The organism is Pseudomonas sp. 22085 (assembly GCF_052045815.1).
GTDB classification, from domain to species: Bacteria; Pseudomonadota; Gammaproteobacteria; order Pseudomonadales; family Pseudomonadaceae; genus Aquipseudomonas; species Aquipseudomonas glycinae.
Genome location: NZ_JBQEQA010000015.1, coordinates 77,136 through 95,229 on the forward strand (window position 1 = coordinate 77,136; position 18,094 = coordinate 95,229).

Annotated in this window: 17 protein-coding genes; 6 read left to right on the forward strand and 11 right to left on the reverse strand. The window is 61.1% G+C overall.

Annotated elements, in window-relative coordinates; translation table 11 throughout:
• The first annotated feature begins 1 nt into the window (after position 1).
• Complete coding sequence (locus tag ACTJK7_RS19275; RefSeq protein WP_108563350.1) at positions 2-1,621, forward strand: DUF2300 domain-containing protein; 1,620 nt, start codon at positions 2-4, stop codon at positions 1,619-1,621.
• A 3-nt stretch (positions 1,622-1,624) separates the two neighbouring features.
• Positions 1,625-2,437, forward strand: coding sequence for a YfaP family protein (locus tag ACTJK7_RS19280; RefSeq protein WP_108563349.1), 813 nt, complete (start codon positions 1,625-1,627; stop codon positions 2,435-2,437).
• A gap of 9 nt (positions 2,438-2,446) precedes the next feature.
• Here ACTJK7_RS19280 and ACTJK7_RS19285 read toward each other — a convergent pair whose 3' ends face one another.
• From ACTJK7_RS19285 to exaC, 10 genes are all read right to left on the reverse strand, one after another.
• Positions 2,447-2,983, reverse strand: a complete 537-nt coding sequence (locus tag ACTJK7_RS19285) for a hypothetical protein (RefSeq protein ID WP_323150528.1) — start codon at positions 2,981-2,983, stop codon at positions 2,447-2,449.
• A 346-nt stretch (positions 2,984-3,329) separates the two neighbouring features.
• Positions 3,330-4,067, reverse strand: coding sequence for a S24 family peptidase (locus ACTJK7_RS19290; RefSeq protein ID WP_064382198.1), 738 nt, complete (start codon positions 4,065-4,067; stop codon positions 3,330-3,332).
• 214 nt (positions 4,068-4,281) lie between these two features.
• On the reverse strand, positions 4,282-4,809 hold the full coding sequence (gene ppa / locus ACTJK7_RS19295; protein WP_007933577.1) for an inorganic diphosphatase: 528 nt from the start codon (positions 4,807-4,809) through the stop codon (positions 4,282-4,284).
• 114 nt (positions 4,810-4,923) lie between these two features.
• Entirely contained in the window at positions 4,924-5,736 is an 813-nt protein-coding gene (locus tag ACTJK7_RS19300) for a zinc-dependent peptidase (protein ID WP_064382197.1), read from the reverse strand.
• Positions 5,737-5,740: 4 nt separating this feature from the next.
• Positions 5,741-6,391, reverse strand: coding sequence for a DedA family protein (locus ACTJK7_RS19305; RefSeq protein WP_064382196.1), 651 nt, complete (start codon positions 6,389-6,391; stop codon positions 5,741-5,743).
• 227 nt (positions 6,392-6,618) lie between these two features.
• Complete coding sequence (locus ACTJK7_RS19310; protein WP_042610602.1) at positions 6,619-7,080, reverse strand: GNAT family N-acetyltransferase; 462 nt, start codon at positions 7,078-7,080, stop codon at positions 6,619-6,621.
• A gap of 116 nt (positions 7,081-7,196) precedes the next feature.
• Entirely contained in the window at positions 7,197-8,030 is an 834-nt protein-coding gene (eutC, locus tag ACTJK7_RS19315) for an ethanolamine ammonia-lyase subunit EutC (RefSeq protein WP_419791430.1), read from the reverse strand.
• Complete coding sequence (locus ACTJK7_RS19320) at positions 8,027-9,421, reverse strand: ethanolamine ammonia-lyase subunit EutB (protein WP_108563346.1); 1,395 nt, start codon at positions 9,419-9,421, stop codon at positions 8,027-8,029. The genes eutC and ACTJK7_RS19320 overlap by 4 nt, the downstream gene beginning before the upstream one ends.
• Before the next feature lie 80 nt (positions 9,422-9,501).
• Positions 9,502-10,872, reverse strand: coding sequence for an ethanolamine permease (gene eat, locus ACTJK7_RS19325; RefSeq protein ID WP_011336115.1), 1,371 nt, complete (start codon positions 10,870-10,872; stop codon positions 9,502-9,504).
• A 306-nt stretch (positions 10,873-11,178) separates the two neighbouring features.
• The gene (gene exaC / locus ACTJK7_RS19330; protein WP_108563345.1) at positions 11,179-12,699 is read right to left on the reverse strand and encodes an acetaldehyde dehydrogenase ExaC; all 1,521 of its coding nucleotides are present in this window, start codon (positions 12,697-12,699) and stop codon (positions 11,179-11,181) included.
• 299 nt (positions 12,700-12,998) lie between these two features.
• On the opposite strand from exaC, the gene ACTJK7_RS19335 reads away from it, so the two are divergent.
• The 4 genes from ACTJK7_RS19335 (at position 12,999) to ACTJK7_RS19350 (ending at position 17,391) form a co-directional block, all read left to right on the forward strand.
• Positions 12,999-14,915 carry a sigma-54-dependent Fis family transcriptional regulator gene (locus tag ACTJK7_RS19335; protein ID WP_440780318.1) on the forward strand — a complete coding sequence of 639 codons (1,917 nt, stop codon included), beginning with the start codon at positions 12,999-13,001 and terminating at the stop codon, positions 14,913-14,915.
• Positions 14,916-15,108: 193 nt separating this feature from the next.
• On the forward strand, positions 15,109-16,458 hold the full coding sequence (mpl, locus tag ACTJK7_RS19340; protein ID WP_285357839.1) for a UDP-N-acetylmuramate:L-alanyl-gamma-D-glutamyl-meso-diaminopimelate ligase: 1,350 nt from the start codon (positions 15,109-15,111) through the stop codon (positions 16,456-16,458).
• Complete coding sequence (gene ubiX, locus ACTJK7_RS19345) at positions 16,455-17,102, forward strand: flavin prenyltransferase UbiX (RefSeq protein ID WP_440780320.1); 648 nt, start codon at positions 16,455-16,457, stop codon at positions 17,100-17,102. Before mpl ends, ubiX begins: the two co-directional genes overlap by 4 nt.
• Positions 17,095-17,391, forward strand: coding sequence for a YceK/YidQ family lipoprotein (locus ACTJK7_RS19350; RefSeq protein WP_011336111.1), 297 nt, complete (start codon positions 17,095-17,097; stop codon positions 17,389-17,391). Before ubiX ends, ACTJK7_RS19350 begins: the two co-directional genes overlap by 8 nt.
• 34 nt (positions 17,392-17,425) lie before the next feature.
• Here the strand turns inward: ACTJK7_RS19350 and ACTJK7_RS19355 are convergent, their stop codons facing one another.
• Positions 17,426-18,067 (reverse strand): oxidoreductase, encoded by a 642-nt coding sequence (locus tag ACTJK7_RS19355; protein ID WP_011336110.1) that lies wholly within the window; start codon positions 18,065-18,067, stop codon positions 17,426-17,428.
• Between the last annotated feature and the right edge of the window lie 27 nt (positions 18,068-18,094).

The following is an 18,094-nucleotide window of genomic DNA, read 5'->3' on the forward strand; positions in this document are numbered from 1 at the left end:
CATGACCCGGCCGCTGGTCTGGCTGCTGATGTGTGTGATTCCTGCGCTGGCGACGGCGCAGGATGAGCCGTTGCGCGTGGTCTACAAGGGCGACCTGCTGTCGCTGAATACCTCGCAATTGACGGCGCGCGAGCCAATGCCTTCGTCGCTGGATACGCCGCTGGGCAGTCTGTGGAAGGTGTTCGTTTATGCGTGGCTGGTGGATACCGGTGCGCGGGAGCCTGCATATGAATGTCGCGGGCAGTCGAAGGAAGAAGTCTATTGCTGCACCGCTGGCGGCAAGATCGAGCGTGATCAGGCGCTGGTGAAATCCTGCGGGCTGTATTTCGAGCCTGCGCGGCTGGGCATCACCGCTGGCGATTGGAGAACCTATTGGCAGGCGCGACAGGCGCCGTCGTGGTTGCTGGACCTGCCATCGGTGCAGCCGGCTACTCGGGTGTCCGTGGCTGACTTGCTGAAGGTTTTGTCTTGGTTGCCGGCTCAGGATCAGATGCGCCGGGTGCTGCTCGACGTGGTGCTGAACGCGGCGGACGGCAATGTGGTTGGTGAACTCGGCGGGCGTTTGCGGGTGAAAACCTGGAGCTGGCTTGGCGATCAGGACCCGCAATCACGCCAAGGCGGATTCGCCGGCTGGACGGCGGACGGCTCGCCGATCTGGGCGGGTGGCCGGGGCACCAGTCAGATGGTTTTGCGGCGTTACGGTTCGGCGTTGGCGACGGTGTTGCCCACGTCATGGCCGGCGGAAGCAGGGCGTTGTGTCGAAGTCGGACTGTTCTCGCGATATCCGGTTTCGCGGGTTTTGGCCGGTAATCGAGCGGTGACCTCAGGCCCGTTGCAGGGTGATTACCGCGTCGAATTCGCCAACGGCAATGCGCTGGATATCCACAGCGACGGCGAACTGTTTCTGCTCAACGACAAGCTTGTGGCACGACTGGATCGCGAAGAATACGTCGCCCGTGTGCTGGAGCGTGAAGCCAAACCCGAACCCGCCGAAGCCGCCAAAGCCTTGGCCGTGGCAATCCGCACGTATCTGCTGCAGAACGCCACACGTAACGGCGAATGTTTGAGCATCGACGACAGCAGTACACGCCAACGTGTCGCCCCGCGTCCTGCTTCCGTCGAATCCCGTAACATCGCCGCATGGACGGCGGATCTGGTGTTGGCCGGCAGCACCGTCACCTATCACTCCGATCAACCCGGCCCGGACAAACTGGCCTGGCAACAAGCCGTCGAGCAAGCCAATGCCGGCCAGCGTTACGACGCGATTCTGCTGCACGCCTATCCGCGCGCCAGCCTCAGCCGCTGGGACAACCCGGTGGCGTCCTGCGAAGCACTGCCCGCCGCGCAGGACTGGCTGCAAAAACAGCGGCGTGGCTGGCGTCCCAGGCTGGAAAGCGAAACCGGCTACAACGAAGTCAGCACGTTCGCCGTCTGCAAACTCGCCTTCGGCCGCCCCTTCGTCGACCGCGAACGCCAGCGCATCTATGTGCGCGGCGTGTTGTCCTTGCAGGACCGCCTCGACCTGACTCACGAATACCTGCACCTGGCCTTTGAAGCACACCCCAACGGCCAGGATGAAACCTATATCGAAGGGCTCGCCCGTCACCTTTTGCTGGAATAGACCATGACACTCCGTTATCCACAGGTCTTGCTGTTGCTCTGCGTAGTTGCCGCTGTTTCGTCGGTGAACGCCGCTGACGGCGTCAAACTCGACACCCCGGTCGGCGGCTGGCGCAGCGGCGCGCCCGAAGGCGAGGGCGAAAGCTTTCGCCAGACCGTCAACTACCCGGCCTCCTCGGTGAACACCCCGATCGGCCAGGCCAACACCGCCCGAATCAGCGGCGAAATCAAAGCCACACCGAAAAACAAAGAGCCCGGACGCCTGATCGTCAATGGCGTCAGCATGCCGCTGAAAATCGACGACAGCGGCCGCTTCGACCGCCCGTTCTCGTTTCCCAACGGCAGCAACAGCGTCGAGGTCCGCAGCCCGGATGGTCAGCAACGGCACCGCACGCAGTTCCTCAACACCAGTGGCGGCGCTACTCCAGCCAAGTTGCGGGTGTTGCTGGCGTGGGACAGCGATGGCACTGACCTCGACCTGCACTTGGTCACGCCTGATGGCGCGCACATCTGGTATGGCGACCGCGTTGCCCCCAATGGCGCTGCTCTGGATGTCGACGTGACCACCGGTTACGGCCCGGAAATCTTCGCCATGCCGGCGCCGATCAAGGGGCAGTATCTGGTGTATGTGAACTACTTTGGTGGTGGCTATCGCGGGGATGATGAGGGAGGGGAAGAGGCGGTGCAGCCGTTGACCACCGCGCAGGTGACGGTGATTACGGAGGAGGGGACGCCTAGCGAGAAGATGGAGACTTTCATCGTGCCGATGCGGGCGGTGGGGGAATTGACGTTGGTGAAGTCGTTCAGTTATCCGTGAATCATCTGTTCATTTAGGAAAAACACCGCACAGGGCATTGCCTTCGTAACCGTGAACGATTGGCCCCAGCACCATGAGTGGGCCGCAGGCGTAGAGCGGGGAGGGGACGGTTTGTTGCGTGTTGAGCAGAACGACTTCCTTGCCGAATTCGTCGCTGCCAAAAGATTGCTCGTCGTACGAATTGCACACCGGCAGTTTCAACGGCACCGGGATCACCAGCGCCCAGATAGTGATCCCGCACCATTCGCGGGTGGGAGTTGATCTTGCTGTTCGGGTGATCTGCGGGGTGAATGAGCGGTAACTTTGCGCTCTGTAGGCGTCGGTTTTCAGTGTGACTTTTTCCGGGAGGGAGATGCCTACTCCCACGCAAGCTGTCAGGCTGAGGCATATGGTCGAAACCAGTCCGACGGATTTCAGGCGTGAATTCAGGGTAGATGGGAACAATCTTGAACGTCCTTGCAGTGTATTAAGCATCGAAGTTGCCAAGCGCTTTTTCACTGAACAATTGTGCAAGTACCTGCCGCACAATTTGGTGTTGATCAGCAATTGGCTGAACGCCTCTCGAAAATCACTTTTCCAACAGGCATTAAAAAGCCGGCTTGTGGCCGGCTTCTCGGGGACTGGCTTGGTTTATTTTTGGTAAACCGCGCCAGCCTTCAAAACGTACATCCGGATCTTGCGTCCGGCTGTGGGACTTGGTCAGACAGTGGTCTGCCGCGTCAGGCGTCATCTGGGCCGCTTGGCGGGTCGATGCGCGAATGTGGGGCGCAGGATACTGAGTTTTGTTGGGGATTCCCAGTGCGAAGTGCGGGATAGAGCGTTCTATCCGGCAAAAAAACGTATTTGTACCGACTATCCGGGCCTCATCACTAGCAGTCTGACTCCCGCAAGATCAGAGAAACGGCACCACCGGCCGCCGCTTGCCCAGCGTCGACCACCAGAACACCCACCCCAGCACATGAATCCTCTGCTCTTCGATCTGCGAGGCCCGGAAGATCTCGTCCGGGTATTCGGCGCTGTTGTGGCTGCGCAGGCGCAAGGCGTTGCCGGGCATGCGGTGCAGGTATTTGATGCGCAGCATGCCGTCGTGTTCGATGGCGTAGATTTCGCCGTCCACCACTTGGGTCAGGCCTCGGTCGATGGCGAGGGTGGAGCCGTCTTCGATTTTCTCGGCCATGCTGTTGCCGATCATGTGTGTGCAGATGGCGTCGGTGGGGCGGATTTCCAGGGCTTCGAGGTGGCTGCGGGGCAGGCGGATGGTTTGTTCCGGGTCCTTGATGACGTGGGTCTTGCCGGAGCCGGGGGCGGTCGGTGTTTCCTTGTAGAGGGGCAGTTCGATGTCGCTGGATTCGATCACCGTATAGACACCCTGGATCGCTTGGGCATCCAGCGTGGTACCGGCTGCATGCAGGTGCGGGGCCTCCTTCGGGCCTTCGCCGGTCTTCAGCCATTGGCTGTTGACGGACAGCAGGCGAGCGACCTCTTCCATGCGATACGCCGGTACGCCCCGGGTGTACCAGTTATGAACGTTTTGGGCTTCCGTGCCCCAGAACTTTGCGAAACCCGTCGTCGAGATGTTCGCAGCTTCCAGGAGTGCCTTGAATCTTGGACCGCTAGTGTTCTTTCTCATAAACACGAGTCTACGGCCGGGCTAGAGCGGTTTGAATAAACCTTGCGTTCAAAAACAGGGCGAATTTTGCGACGGGATGTAAGACGGACTTGTGGGAAATTACACACACTAAAACTTTTCTGTAGGCCGCCATAAACAAGCTGTTTAAGAGCTTGGCGAGCAGGCACAAAAAACCCCGGATCAACCGGGGTTTTCTTCAAGCGTGTCGCGAGGCTTAGCCTTTGTAGGCAGCAACCGACTTGGTGATCGCGGCGCGGGCGGCGTCTGCGCCGTCCCAGCCTTCGATTTTCACCCATTTGCCTTTTTCGAGATCCTTGTAGTTCGCGAAGAAGTGCTCGATCTGCTGGATCAGCAGGGCCGGCAGGTCGGTGTATTCCTTCACGTCCACATACAGCTGGGACAGCTTGTCGTGTGGAACGGCGATGACTTTGGCATCGCCGCCGCCGTCGTCGGTCATGTTCAGGATGCCGACCGGACGCGCGCGGATCACCGAGCCTGGCGCCACCGGGTAAGGGGTTACGACCAGCACGTCGAGGGGGTCACCGTCGTCAGCCAGGGTGTTCGGGATGTAACCGTAGTTGGCCGGGTAGAACATCGGGGTGGCCATGAAACGGTCAACGAACAGGCAATCGCTGTCTTTGTCGATTTCGTATTTGATCGGCGCGTGGTTGGCCGGGATCTCGATCGCGACGTAGATGTCGTTCGGCAGGTCTTTGCCAGCCGGAATCTTGCTGTAGCTCATTGGGCGTTGCCCCCGTTAGTTGACCAAAAACACTTGGCCGGATTGACCAAAAAGTGGCGGCGATTATAGGCATATTCTGCCGTGGACGCCACGTACCGGAAGTCGTGCAGACCTTTACTCGTGAGCCTGATAGACCGGGTCGGTGGCCTGAAGTTGCTTCAGGCGCGCCAACGGATCCTGGCGGTAGAAAAGCTGCAACTGCGCATACACCTGTGGATAAGCCTCGTGCAGCAGATCCGGAGCGCTGAAGAAGTACTCACTGGTGACGGCGAAGAATTCGGCCGGGTTCTCGGCGGCATACGGGTCGATGGCGGTTTCGGCATCGGGATGGCGGTCGAGCTGGCGATTGAGGTCGTCGTACGCCGCCTGCATCACCTCGGCCCAGTCGCTGACCCGCATGTCGGCGTGCAGCGGTGGCAGGCCATTGGCGTCGCCGTTGAGCATGTCGAGTTTGTGCGCCAGTTCGTGGATCACCAGGTTGTATCCTTCCCAGCCACCACTGGCCATCACGCCCGGCCAGGCGAGGATGATCGGCCCTTGTTGCCAGGCTTCGCCACTGTGTTCGCCGTCCCACTCATGCTCGACGCCACTGGCATCGCGATGGCGTTGGGGACTGAGGAAGTCGTCGGGGTAGAGGACAATTTCGTGGAAACCCTGATACCAGTTCAGATCGCCCAGATGCAAAAGCGGCAATTGGGCCTGGGCAGCGAGCAGCAGGCGTTGTTCCTGGTGCAGTTCGACGCCGGGCAGTGCGGTCAGGTGTTTGTCTTCGAGGAACAGCACGCTGGCTTCGCGCAGCCACTGGTCTTCTTCGGCACTGAGGCCATCGAGAAAACTCAGGTGATGGCGCACCCGCTGCCACATATCGTCGGCAATCGGGTGCTTCGCCAGAATGCGCCGGCGGCGCCAGGCGCTCAGCGACCACATCGGCTTAGTGCGATTGGGCTTTGGCGCCGCCGAAACGGCTGCGAACCACGCCGATGATCATCGGAATCAGCGACAGCAGAATAATGCCAACCACCAGCAGCGACAGGTTTTTCTTGATGAACGGCACGTTGCCGAAGAAGTAGCCCAGCGTCACCAGACCGCCGACCCACAGAACCGTACCGAACACGCTGAACCCGAAGAAGCGCGGGTAAGGCATCTTCGCGACACCGGCGACGAACGGGGCAAAGGTCCGGATGATCGGCAGGAAGCGCGCCAGGGTTACAGTCTTGCCACCGTGCTTGTCGTAAAAGTCGTGGGTCTGTTGCAGATAGTCGCGGCGGAAGATCTTCGAATTCGGATTGCTGAACAGTTTTTCACCGGCCGTTCGTCCGATCACGTAGTTGGTGCTGTCGCCGAGGATCGCCGCGAGCATCAGCAGGCCCGCCAGCAATACCGGATCCATACCGCCGCCCGCAGCCACTGCGCCGGCGATGAACAGCAGGGAATCACCCGGCAGGAATGGCATCACGACCAGACCGGTCTCGCAGAAGATCACCAGAAACAGGATGGCGTAGATCCATGGCCCGTAATTATTCACCAGCAGGTCGAGGTAAACGTCGAGATGCAGGATAAGGTCGAGCGGGTTGAAATCCATGGAGGCACCTGTGGTGACGGCCTGACTCGGCAGGCCTGTGCGGATGACTTCGTGTAAGCCTACAAGCGGGTGTAGTTTTTCTTACAAGCCGGAAAGATCGGGATTATACGGGCTGAGGGGTGAAAAGCGCGTTGGTTTTGTAGCGGGGGATGTCGGTGTGAATAAATGTCGGGTTGGCATTCATTTCGGGAAGGGAGACGGCTCCCTCCCCGCAGGGCATCCCGCGATCAGAGCTCGTCGCTGATCGGCAGCACGTAGTTCTTGAACTCGGTGTCTTCCTTGAATCCGATGGATTCGTAGGTTTTCTGCGCCACTTCGTTGTCGGCACTGGTGGAGACACGCATGCGCACGGCCTGGGTTTCCTTGGCCATTTTCTTGGCGGTGCGGATCAGGTTGTCGGCCACGAGCTGACGGCGGGCGTCTTCGGCGACGTAGATGTCGTTGAGGATCCACACGCGCTTGAGCGACAGGGAGGAAAAACTCGGGTAGAGCTGGCAGAAGCCCATGAGCTTCCTGTCGTCGTCATCGGCCAGGGCCAGGTAGATCACCGATTCCTTGCGTCGCAGGCGCTTTTCGAGAAAGGCCCGGGACGAGTCCGGATAGGGCAGGGAGCCATAAAACTCGCGGTACTTAACGAACAACGGGGTCAGCAAATCCAGGTGTTCGAGGGTCGCTTGGATAATCCGCATGGTAGGTCTCGTCCTTCAAGTGGCTGTCTTCACGTGCTCTGACGGCGATGGGAAACCCGGGCGGCCGTGCATCGATCCTGCCTGAAACCGGCGCAGAAAGGCAATGCGGAAACGGTTCAGGCTGGGGGCGGATCGAGTAGGAAATTACTCTTCATGTCTGCACCGGCTTCCGATTCCAGCGTCTGAACCTGCGCCTCGTCCTTCAGATTGACGCCCGACAGCTGGCGCCGACAGGCTTCGCGCATCAGATACAGCAAGCGATGCGCCGCCATGCCGTAGCTGAGTCCTTCCAGCCGCACATTGGAGATGCAGTTGCGGTAGGCATCGGTGAGGCCGACCTTTGGATTGTAGGTGAAATATAAACCCAGGCTGTCCGGCGAGCTGAGACCTGGACGCTCTCCAATCAGCATCACGACCATTTTCGCGCCCAGCAATTGGCCGATTTCATCGCCAATCGCCACGCGGCCCTGTTCCACCAGCACTACCGGCGCTGTCGACCATTCATCGGCGCTCATCTGTTCTTCCAGACGGGTCAGGAACGGCAGGGTATGTCGATGCACCGCCAGCGCCGACAGACCATCCGCCACCACAATCACCAGATCCACACCGCCCGGATGCGCCTCGGCGTATTCGCGCAGGGCTTGCGCCGATTGATCGCTCAACTTGCGCCCCAGATCCGGGCGTTGCAGGTAGCTGTTGCGATCCACCGCCGCGCTGTGCAGCAGCAGACTTTCACGCTGGCGTTCATTCAGTTGAGCGCTCAGCGCGGCGTGATCGAACGGCAAATGCACCGCATCCCGCGCCTGGGCGTGGGCGTACTGGAAATCCAGTTGTGCACTCGTCGGCAGGCTGGTGCCAGTGCGCCCTAGGGCAATGCGCGCCGGGGTCAGACGACGCAGCTCCAGCCACGGGTTTTGCGGATCGAGGGGCGGTTTTTCCATCTGACTCATCCCAGTTGCGCCAAGGCCTGACGAAAGGCCGGCGGCAGGTTGTTGCCGAAGCGGACCTTGCCGTCCGCCTGGGTGAAGATACCCATGTTCGCCAGCCACTGTTCGAACTCCGGCGCCGGTTTCAGGCCCAGGGTCTGACGCGCATAGAGCGCGTCGTGGAACGAGGTGGTCTGGTAGTTGAGCATGATGTCGTCGGAGCCGGGGATGCCCATGATGAAGTTGATCCCGGCCACGCCGAGCAGGGTCAGCAGGGTGTCCATGTCATCCTGGTCGGCTTCGGCGTGGTTGGTGTAGCAGATGTCGCAGCCCATCGGCACGCCGAGCAGCTTGCCGCAGAAATGATCTTCGAGGCCGGCGCGGATGATCTGTTTGCCGTTGTAGAGGTATTCCGGGCCGATGAATCCCACGACGGTGTTCACCAGAAACGGCTTGAAATGCCGCGCCACGGCGTAGGCCCGGGTCTCGCAGGTCTGTTGATCGACGCCGTGGTGGGCGTTGGCTGACAGTGCACTGCCCTGGCCGGTCTCGAAATACATCAGGTTCTGCCCGAGGGTGCCACGATTGAGGCTCAGGCCTGCTTCATAACCTTCCTGCAAGATGTTCAGGTTGATACCGAAACTGGCGTTGGCCGCTTCGGTGCCGGCGATCGACTGGAACACCAGATCCAGCGGCACCCCACGGTTGATCGCTTCTATAGAGGTGGTGACGTGTGTCAACACGCAGGCCTGGGTCGGAATGTCGTAGCGCTGGATGATCGCGTCGAGCATTTCCAGCATCGCGCAGATCGAGGCGATGCTGTCGGTGGCCGGGTTGATGCCGATCATCGCGTCGCCGTTGCCGTACAGCAGGCCGTCGAGAATGCTCGCGGCGATGCCGGACGGTTCGTCGGTCGGGTGATTGGGTTGCAGCCTTGTGGATAACCGTCCACGCAGGCCCAAGGTGCCGCGAAATTTGGTGACGACGCGGATCTTCTGCGCCACCAGCACCAGATCCTGCACGCGCATGATTTTCGATACTGCGGCAACCATTTCCGGCGTCAGGCCGGGGGCGAGCTCGCGCAGGCTCTGCTCATCGGCCGCTTCGCTCAGAAGCCAGTCGCGAAAGCCGCCAACCGTGAGATGGCTGACGACCGCAAAGGCCTGTTTGTCATGGCTGTCGATGATCAGTCGGGTGACTTCATCGGATTCGTAGGGAATCAGCGCTTCCTGCAAGAAATGCGTGAGCGGGATGTCGGCCAGCGCCATTTGCGCGGCGACTCGCTCCCCATCGTTAAGGGCGGCGACGCCCGCCAGGAAGTCTCCGGAGCGCGCCGGGCTGGCCTTGGCCATCACGTCCTTGAGGCTGTCGAAGCGGTAGGTCTGGGCGCCGACGGTATGGGCAAATGCGGCCATTGGGCGCGTTCCTCCTGAATGAATGCTTTTAGTGCGGGCACCGGGCACGAGGCCCGATGCCGGTGCACCTCAGTAAGCGTTTAGATACCTTCGAGCATAGCGTCTGCCGGTGCCTCGGAGCGTTGCTTGGCGGTCAGCTGGAAATACAGGTAACCGGCGGCCATGAAGCCGAGGAACACACAGCCGATCAGCGTGTTGAACCAGGCCATCGCCACCAGGCACACCACGGCCAGGAACAGCGCGATGGCCGGCACCACCGGATAGCCCGGTGCGCGGAAGGTGCGCTCCAGGTTCGGCTCGGTTTTGCGCAGTTTGAACAGGCTGAGCATGCTGATGATGTACATCACGATGGCGCCGAACACCGACATGGTGATCATCGCCGCCGTCAGGGTCATGCCTTGCAGATTGACCAGACCGTCGCTGTAGATCGCCGCGATGCCGACCACGCCGCCGGCCAGGATCGCCCGGTGCGGGGTCTGGAAGCGCGAGAGTTTGGCCAGGCCTTTGGGCAGATAACCGGCCCGGGCCAAAGCGAAGAATTGCCGCGAGTAGCCGAGGATGATCCCGTGGAAACTTGCCACCAGACCGAACAGGCCGATCCACACCAGCATGTGCATCCACGTCGAATTGTTGCCGACCACCGCTTTCATCGCCTGCGGCAGCGGGTCGTTGATGTTCGACAGTTGGCGCCAGTCGCCGACGCCGCCGGCCATAACCATCACGCCGATGGCCAGGAACACCAGGGTCAGGATGCCGCTGACGTAGGCCCGTGGAATCGTGCGTTTCGGATCCTTGGCTTCCTCGGCCGCCATGGCCGCGCCTTCGATGGCGAGGAAGAACCAGATCGCGAAGGGAATCGCCGCGAAAATGCCCGGAATCGAGCCCATCGTGAACTCATTGGCGCCGGACCAGCCGTTGAGCACGAAGTTGCTGAAGCTGAAGCCCGGTGCGACCACGCCCATGAACACCAGCAGTTCGGCGACCGCCAGCACGGTAACTACGAGCTCGAAGGTCGCAGCGATGCTGACGCCGAGGATGTTCAGGGTCATGAACACGAAATACGCGCCGACCGCCGCGAGTTTTGGATCGAGCCCCGGATATTGCACATTCAGATAGGCGCCGATGGCCATGGCAATGGCGGGCGGGGCGAACACGAATTCGATCAGGGTGGCGATGCCGGCGATCAATCCGCCTTTCTCGCCGAATGCCCGACGGCTGTAGGCAAACGGCCCGCCTGCGTGGGGAATCGCGGTGGTCAGTTCGGTGAAACTGAAGATGAAACAGGTGTACATGGTGGCGACCATCAGGGCCGTGACCAGGAAACCCAGGGTTCCCGCGGTGCCCCAGCCGTAACTCCAGCCGAAGTATTCGCCGGAGATCACCAGGCCGACGGCAATGCCCCAGAGGTGCAGGGTGCCGAGTGTGGGTTTGAGCTGTGTGGTGGAAGTCATAAGTCCTCTCTGTCTTTTTTATTGTTCGATCTGTTGGACTTTCGGGTGCAGCGGTTGAGTAGGTGGATGCTGTTCACGCAGCGGCAGTGTTCCTGCAAATCCTGAATGACGGGTACGCAAGGCCCGTGCCAGAGCGGCCAGGCTTTGGGTGTTGTGTCATCAAGGGCGCCATCGCTGGCAAGCCAGCTCCCACAGTGATCTCTGCCGATCTCAATAATGGGTGCATCACAGAAACCTGTGGGAGCTGGCTTGCCAGCGATAGCTATCTGGAGGGCGACACAGAAATATCTGTATCGCCCTCAGGTTTTAGAAGAAGCCCAGCGGATTGATGTCGTAGCTCACCAGCAGGTTTTTGGTCTGTTGGTAGTGGTCGAGCATCATCTTGTGGGTTTCACGGCCGACACCGGATTTCTTGTACCCGCCGAACGCGGCGTGCGCCGGGTACAGGTGGTAGCAGTTGGTCCACACACGACCGGCCTTGATGGCGCGGCCCATGCGATAGGCGCGGTTGATGTCGCGGGTCCAGAGGCCGGCGCCGAGGCCGAACTCGGTGTCGTTGGCAATCGCCAGGGCTTCGGCTTCGTCCTTGAACGTGGTGATGCTCACCACCGGGCCGAAGATTTCTTCCTGGAACACACGCATTTTGTTGGTGCCCTTGAGCAGGGTCGGCTGGATGTAGTAACCGGAAGCCAGGTTGCCTTCGAGTTTTTCCACCTTGCCGCCGGTCAGCAGTTCGGCACCTTCGCCCTTGGCGATTTCCAGGTACGAAAGGATCTTGTCGAATTGCTGCTCGGACGCCTGGGCGCCGACCATGGTGTCGGTGTCGAGCGGGTCGCCACGTTTGATCTGGCTGACTTTCTTCATCACCGCTTCCATGAACTGCGGATAGATCGATTCCTGAACCAGTGCACGGGACGGGCAGGTGCAGACTTCGCCCTGATTGAAGAACGCCAGCACCAGGCCTTCGGCGGCTTTTTCGATGAAGCTTGGCTCGGCCTGCATGATGTCTTCGAAGAAGATGTTCGGCGACTTGCCGCCCAGTTCCACGGTGGACGGAATGATGTTTTCGGCGGCGCATTTCATGATGTGCGAGCCGACCGGGGTCGAGCCGGTGAAGGCGATCTTGGCGATGCGCTTGCTGGTGGCCAGGGCTTCGCCGGCTTCTTTGCCGAACCCTTGCACCACGTTGAGCACGCCCGGCGGCAGCAGGTCGCCGACCAGTTCCAGCAGCACGCTGATGCCCAGCGGGGTTTGCTCGGCAGGCTTGAGCACCACGCAGTTGCCGGCCGCCAGGGCCGGGGCGAGTTTCCACGCGGCCATCAGGATCGGGAAGTTCCACGGGATGATCTGGCCGACCACGCCCAGCGGTTCATGGATGTGATAAGCGACGGTGTTGCCATCGATCTCGGCGGCGCTGCCTTCCTGGGCGCGCAGGCACCCGGCGAAATAGCGGAAGTGGTCGGCAGCCAGCGGGATGTCGGCGTTGAGGGTTTCGCGGATGGCTTTGCCGTTGTCCCAGGTTTCGGTGATCGCCAGGGTTTCGAGGTTCTGTTCGATGCGGTCGGCGATTTTCAGCAGGATCAGCGAACGGGCCTGGGCAGAAGTGGAACCCCAGGCATCGGCAGCAGCGTGGGCGGCGTCCAGGGCCTTTTCGATGTCTTCGGCAGTGGAGCGCGGGAATTCGGCAATCGGTTGGCCATTTACTGGCGAGGTGTTGGTGAAGTACTGACCTTTGACAGGCGCGACGAACTCGCCGCCGATGTAGTTACCGTACTTGCTTTTGAACGAGACTTTGGCGCCTTCAGTACCGGGGTGAGCGTAACGCATGATGTTCTCCTTGGCTGTTGTATTTATCAGAGAGACGCGCATGAGCGCTTGCTATAAGCGTAGAGCAAAGGTCGGGCCACTGCCGTGCAGGGCAGGCAAATCAAGGCCTTGCGCGATTTGTGTCGGACAAGTGGCAAGCGTCCGTGACGGTATTGGTACAGCTCGGGTGACAGTTTGTACCGCTTATGGCACAGCCCATGACCGGACGGTCTTGCCAGCATTGCAAAGACCGGTTGGCTGGAGGATGCTGGTCACCACTTCACGCATGGGCCGATGAGCCTCGGGGAGAATAATAAGAAATGCACGACAACCATTTGAGTCGCCATGCCCAACAGGTTCTCACCGTCACCCAGGGCAAGTCGCACCTGCATGGCCCCGGTGCCGACCCGTCGATTGCCCGCTCGTGGCTGCGTTGTCTTGAGGACTATCACCTCGACCCGGCCCTGACCATGGCGCCGACCGTGCTCGAACACGGGCGCGTCCTCGAAAGCCGCGAACGGCTGCAACAGGTGTTGCAGATCGCCGGCAATGAAATGAGCAGCCTGCATCAACAACTCTCCGGCGCCGGCCATGCGGTGCTGCTGACTGACGCGCGTGGGGTGATCCTCAACTGCGTGACCGCCCCGGCCGAACGCAAGATTTTCGAACGCGCCGGCCTGTGGTTGGGCTCCGACTGGAGCGAGGCCTGCGAGGGCACCAACGGTATCGGCACCTGCCTTGTCGAGCGTCAGGCCCTGACCATTCATCAGGATGAACACTTCCGTGGCCGTCACACCGGCCTGACCTGCTCGGCGAGCCCGGTGTTCGACCCGCACGGCGAGCTGCTGGCGGTGCTCGATGTTTCCTCGGCTCGGCATGACGTCTCGCGCCAGAGCCAGTTCCACACCATGGCGCTGGTCAATCTGTCGGCGAAGATGATCGAGAGCTGCTACTTCCTGCGCTGTTTCGATAACCAATGGCTGCTGCGTTTTCATCTTCAGGCCGAGTCTGTCGGGCTGTTCAGCGAAGGGTTGCTGGCGTTTGACGGGGAAGGGCGGATCAGCGCGGTCAATCAGAGTGCCTTGAACCTGCTCGGCCATATTCGCGGTGGTTTGCTGGGCAAACCGGTGGAGGCGTTTTTCGATTGTTCGCTGGATGAGTTGCTCGGGCGTGCCAGTGCCAATGCCAGCGCCAGTTGGCCGCTGCGCACCCGTGACGGGCGGCATCTGTTTGCGGTGCTGCGCGGTGAGACCCGCCGGCCGCTGCCGGTCGCGCCGGCTCCCGCGCCTGTGGAAGCGCCGCGTCTTGCCGGGATTTGCCTGGGGGATGCGGCGTTGCAGGCGGATTTCCGCAAGTCGCTGCGGGTGTTCGAGCGTGACGTTCCGCTGCTGATCAATGGTGAAACCGGCTCCGGCAAGGAAGCGTTCGCCAAGGCTGTGCATAACGCCAGTCAACGTGCCGGCAAAGCCTTCGTTGCCCTCAACTGCGCGGCGATTCCCGAAAGCCTGATCGAAAGCGAATTGTTTGGCTATCGCGGCGGCAGCTTCACCGGCGCGCGCAAGGACGGTATGCGCGGCAAGTTGCAGCAGGCCGATGGCGGCACGCTGTTCCTCGATGAAATCGGTGACATGCCGCTGGCTCTGCAGACCCGACTGCTGCGAGTGCTGGAAGACCGGCAAGTGGTGCCGATCGGCGGCGAGCCGGAAGCGGTCAACGTGCGGATCATCAGCGCCACCCACCGCAATTTGCTGGAGCGGGTCGGTGATGGCAGCTTTCGGGAAGACCTTTACTACCGGCTCAACGGGCTGGAAGTGGCGCTGCCACCATTGCGCGAGCGCAGTGACAAATCGCAGCTGCTCGATTTTCTGCTGGCCGAAGAGGCGGGCGGGGAAACGATTCTGATCGAAGAACCGGCGCGCCAGGCGTTGCTGCGGTTCAACTGGCCGGGCAATGTGCGGCAGTTGCGCAATGTGCTGCGCACGCTGGCGGCGTTGTGCGATGAAGGGCGGATCGGGCTGGATGATCTGCCCGCGATGTTTCGGCAGGTTCAGCCACTGTTGGTAAAAGCCGATGAAGCGTCATCCGCACAACCGCTGGAAGATGCCGAGCGACTGGCGTTGCTCAATGCGCTGGAACATACGCGTTGGCATATGACCCATACGGCGCAGCAACTGGGCGTCAGTCGCAATACGCTTTATAGAAAGTTGCGCAAGCACGGGATCGCCCGAACCGCCTGAATACTCCTGCCGATCGTTCCCATGCTCTGCGTGGGAACGTCTCCCCGGACGCTCCGCGTCCGCTTTTGGACGCAGAGCGTCCTGTGCTGCATTCCCACGCAGAGCGTGGGAACGATCATGTCGGGTGATCAGCTAAAGAGTGCGATTTCCCCCTCCCTGCGCTAACCTGCGGCCATGTTTTACGAGGTCGACTATGCACATTCATATTCTGGGTATCTGCGGGACTTTCATGGGCTCGATGGCGGTTCTGGCCAAAGAGCTGGGCCATCACGTGACGGGCTCCGATGCCAACGTCTATCCGCCGATGAGCACCCAGCTCGAAGCTCAGGGCATTCAGTTGACCCAGGGCTACGACCCGGCGCAGCTTGATCCGGCACCGGATCTGGTGGTGATCGGCAACGCCATGTCCCGCGGCAATCCGGCAGTGGAATATGTGCTGAACAAAGGCCTGCCGTACGTTTCCGGCCCGCAATGGCTGGCCGACCATGTGCTGCAAGGTCGCTGGGTGCTGGCGGTTGCCGGTACGCACGGCAAGACCACCACCAGCAGCATGCTCGCCTGGGTACTGGAACACGCCGGCATGAGCCCGGGCTTCCTGATCGGCGGCGTGCCGCAGAACTTCTCGGTGTCGGCACGTCTGGGTAGTACGCCGTTCTTCGTGATCGAGGCTGACGAATACGACAGCGCGTTCTTCGACAAGCGATCGAAGTTTGTCCACTACCGTCCGCGCACGGCGATCCTCAACAACCTTGAGTTCGATCACGCTGACATCTTCCCCGATCTGCCAGCCATCGAGCGGCAGTTCCACCACTTGGTGCGCACCATCCCGAGCGAAGGCCTGGTGATTCACCCGACCACCGAACCGGCCTTGCAGCGTGTGATCGAGATGGGCTGCTGGACCCCGGTGCAAACCACCGGTGCCGGCGGTCAGTGGCAGGTCAAGTTGCTGAAGGACGACGGCTCGGCGTTTGAAGTGATGTTCGAAGGCGTGTCCCAAGGCGTGGTCGAGTGGGAGTTGACCGGTCAGCACAACGTTGCCAACGCCTTGGCCACTCTGGCCGCGGCGCGTCATGTCGGCGTTGTACCGTCGATGGGCATCGCCGGGTTGAGCGCGTTCAAGAGCGTGAAACGCCGGATGGAGAAAGTCGCGGAAGTTCGGGGAATCACCATCTACGATGACTTCGCCCACCACCCGACCGCGATTGCCACCACTCTTGATGGCCTGCGCAAACGTATCGGCGATGCGCCGCTGATCGCGATCATCGAGCCGCGCTCCAACTCGATGAAGCTCGGCGCCCACCGTGACGGTCTGCCGGACAGCGTGGTCGATGCCGATCAAGTGATCTGGTACGCCCCGGCCAACCTCGGCTGGGATCTGGCAGGCACCGCCGCGTTGTGCACCGTGCCGTCGATCGTCAGTGATTCGCTGGAAGGCATCATTGAGCGCGTGAAGAGCCAGGCTCAGCCCGGCACTCACGTGGTGATCATGAGCAACGGCGGCTTCGGCGGCCTGCACGGCAAACTCGCCGAGGCGCTGAAATGAACACTCGTTTGCAGAGCAACGGCCCCGAACGCATCACACTGGCGATGACCGGCGCGTCCGGCGCCCAGTACGGCTTGCGCCTGCTGGATTGCCTGGTGCGCGAGGATCGCGAGGTGCACTTCCTGATCTCCAAGGCTGCGCAATTGGTGATGGCCACCGAGACCGACGTGGCGTTGCCGGCCAAGCCGCAAATGATGCAGGCGTTCCTCACCGAATACACCGGCGCGGCTGCCGGGCAGATCCGCGTGTACGGCAAGGAAGACTGGATGTCACCGGTGGCCTCGGGTTCCGGCGCCCCGGCCGCCATGGTGGTGGTGCCATGCTCGACCGGCACCTTGTCGGCCATTGCCACCGGCGCCTGCAACAACCTGATCGAACGGGCGGCGGACGTGACGTTGAAGGAACGTCGCCAGTTGATTCTGGTGCCGCGCGAAGCGCCGTATTCGAGCATTCATCTGGAACACATGCTCAAGTTGTCGAACATGGGCGTGACCATCCTGCCGGCCTCACCGGGTTTCTATCACCAACCACAGACGATTGATGACCTGATCGATTTCGTGGTGGCGCGGATTCTCAATCTGCTGGGCATTCCCCAGGACATGCTGCCGCGCTGGGGCGAACACCATCTGAGCAGCGATGAATAAGCTGCTGGCTGCTGTGTTGCTGATGGCGCTGGCCCTGCAACTGACCGGCTGCGCCACCGCGCGCACGCTGGATGCCGCCAAGCCCGGCGCGCCGGTGGTGTATTCCGGCACACGGCTGGATCTGTATGCGATGAATGGCGGGTGTTGTGCGATGGACCGGTTTGGCGCCGAGGCACCGAGCTATCCCGGTGTGGATCTGCCGGCCAGCGCGTTGCTCGATACGCTGCTGTTGCCGTTGTCGTTGCTGACAGTGATCGGCGTAGGCTTTCAGGCGACAGGCGGGCTCTAAAAAGATCGCAGCCGATGGCTGCGATTTTTTGTTTTTACTTGCCGAGCTTTCTCAATTCATCTGACTCGACGATCCGCACTCCGTCCTGTTCCTCAAGCGCCAACCGCCACATGGCGCGGGCCAGTTGGCAGGCTTCGATACCGCGGTATTTGCCGGGAATCAATTTGGAGAATGGCGCGGCAAGCTGTTCGCCCAGACGGGGCTCGCTGCGTTCGCCAAGCAACAGCGATGGCCGGCAGATGGTCAGTTGCGGCCAGTCCTGCGCGCGCAACGCGTATTCCATCTCGCCTTTGACCCGGTTGTAGAAAATCGAGGACCGACGATCGGCCCCCAGGGCGCTGATCACGATCAGGTGCCTTGCGCCCATTTCCCGGGCGCGCTTGGCGAACGCCACCACCATGTCCAGATCCACGGCGCGAAACGCCTCTTCAGAGCCAGCCTGTTTGATGGTGGTGCCGAGGCAGCAATACGCGATGTCGACCCGGCCGGCCAGTTGTGGAAGGAACGTCTGTGGATCGCCGACCGGGTTTTCCAGATGCGGATGTTCCGCCAGCGGCCGGCGTGAGGGGGCAAGGACGCGGCTGATCGTCGGCTCGTTGAGCAGACGGTCGAGCAGATGTTCACCGGTTAATCCGGTGGCTCCGGCAAGCAAGACATGCTGAGGCGTCAAGTACATAGTGTCTCTCCCTTGATACTGTTCAGC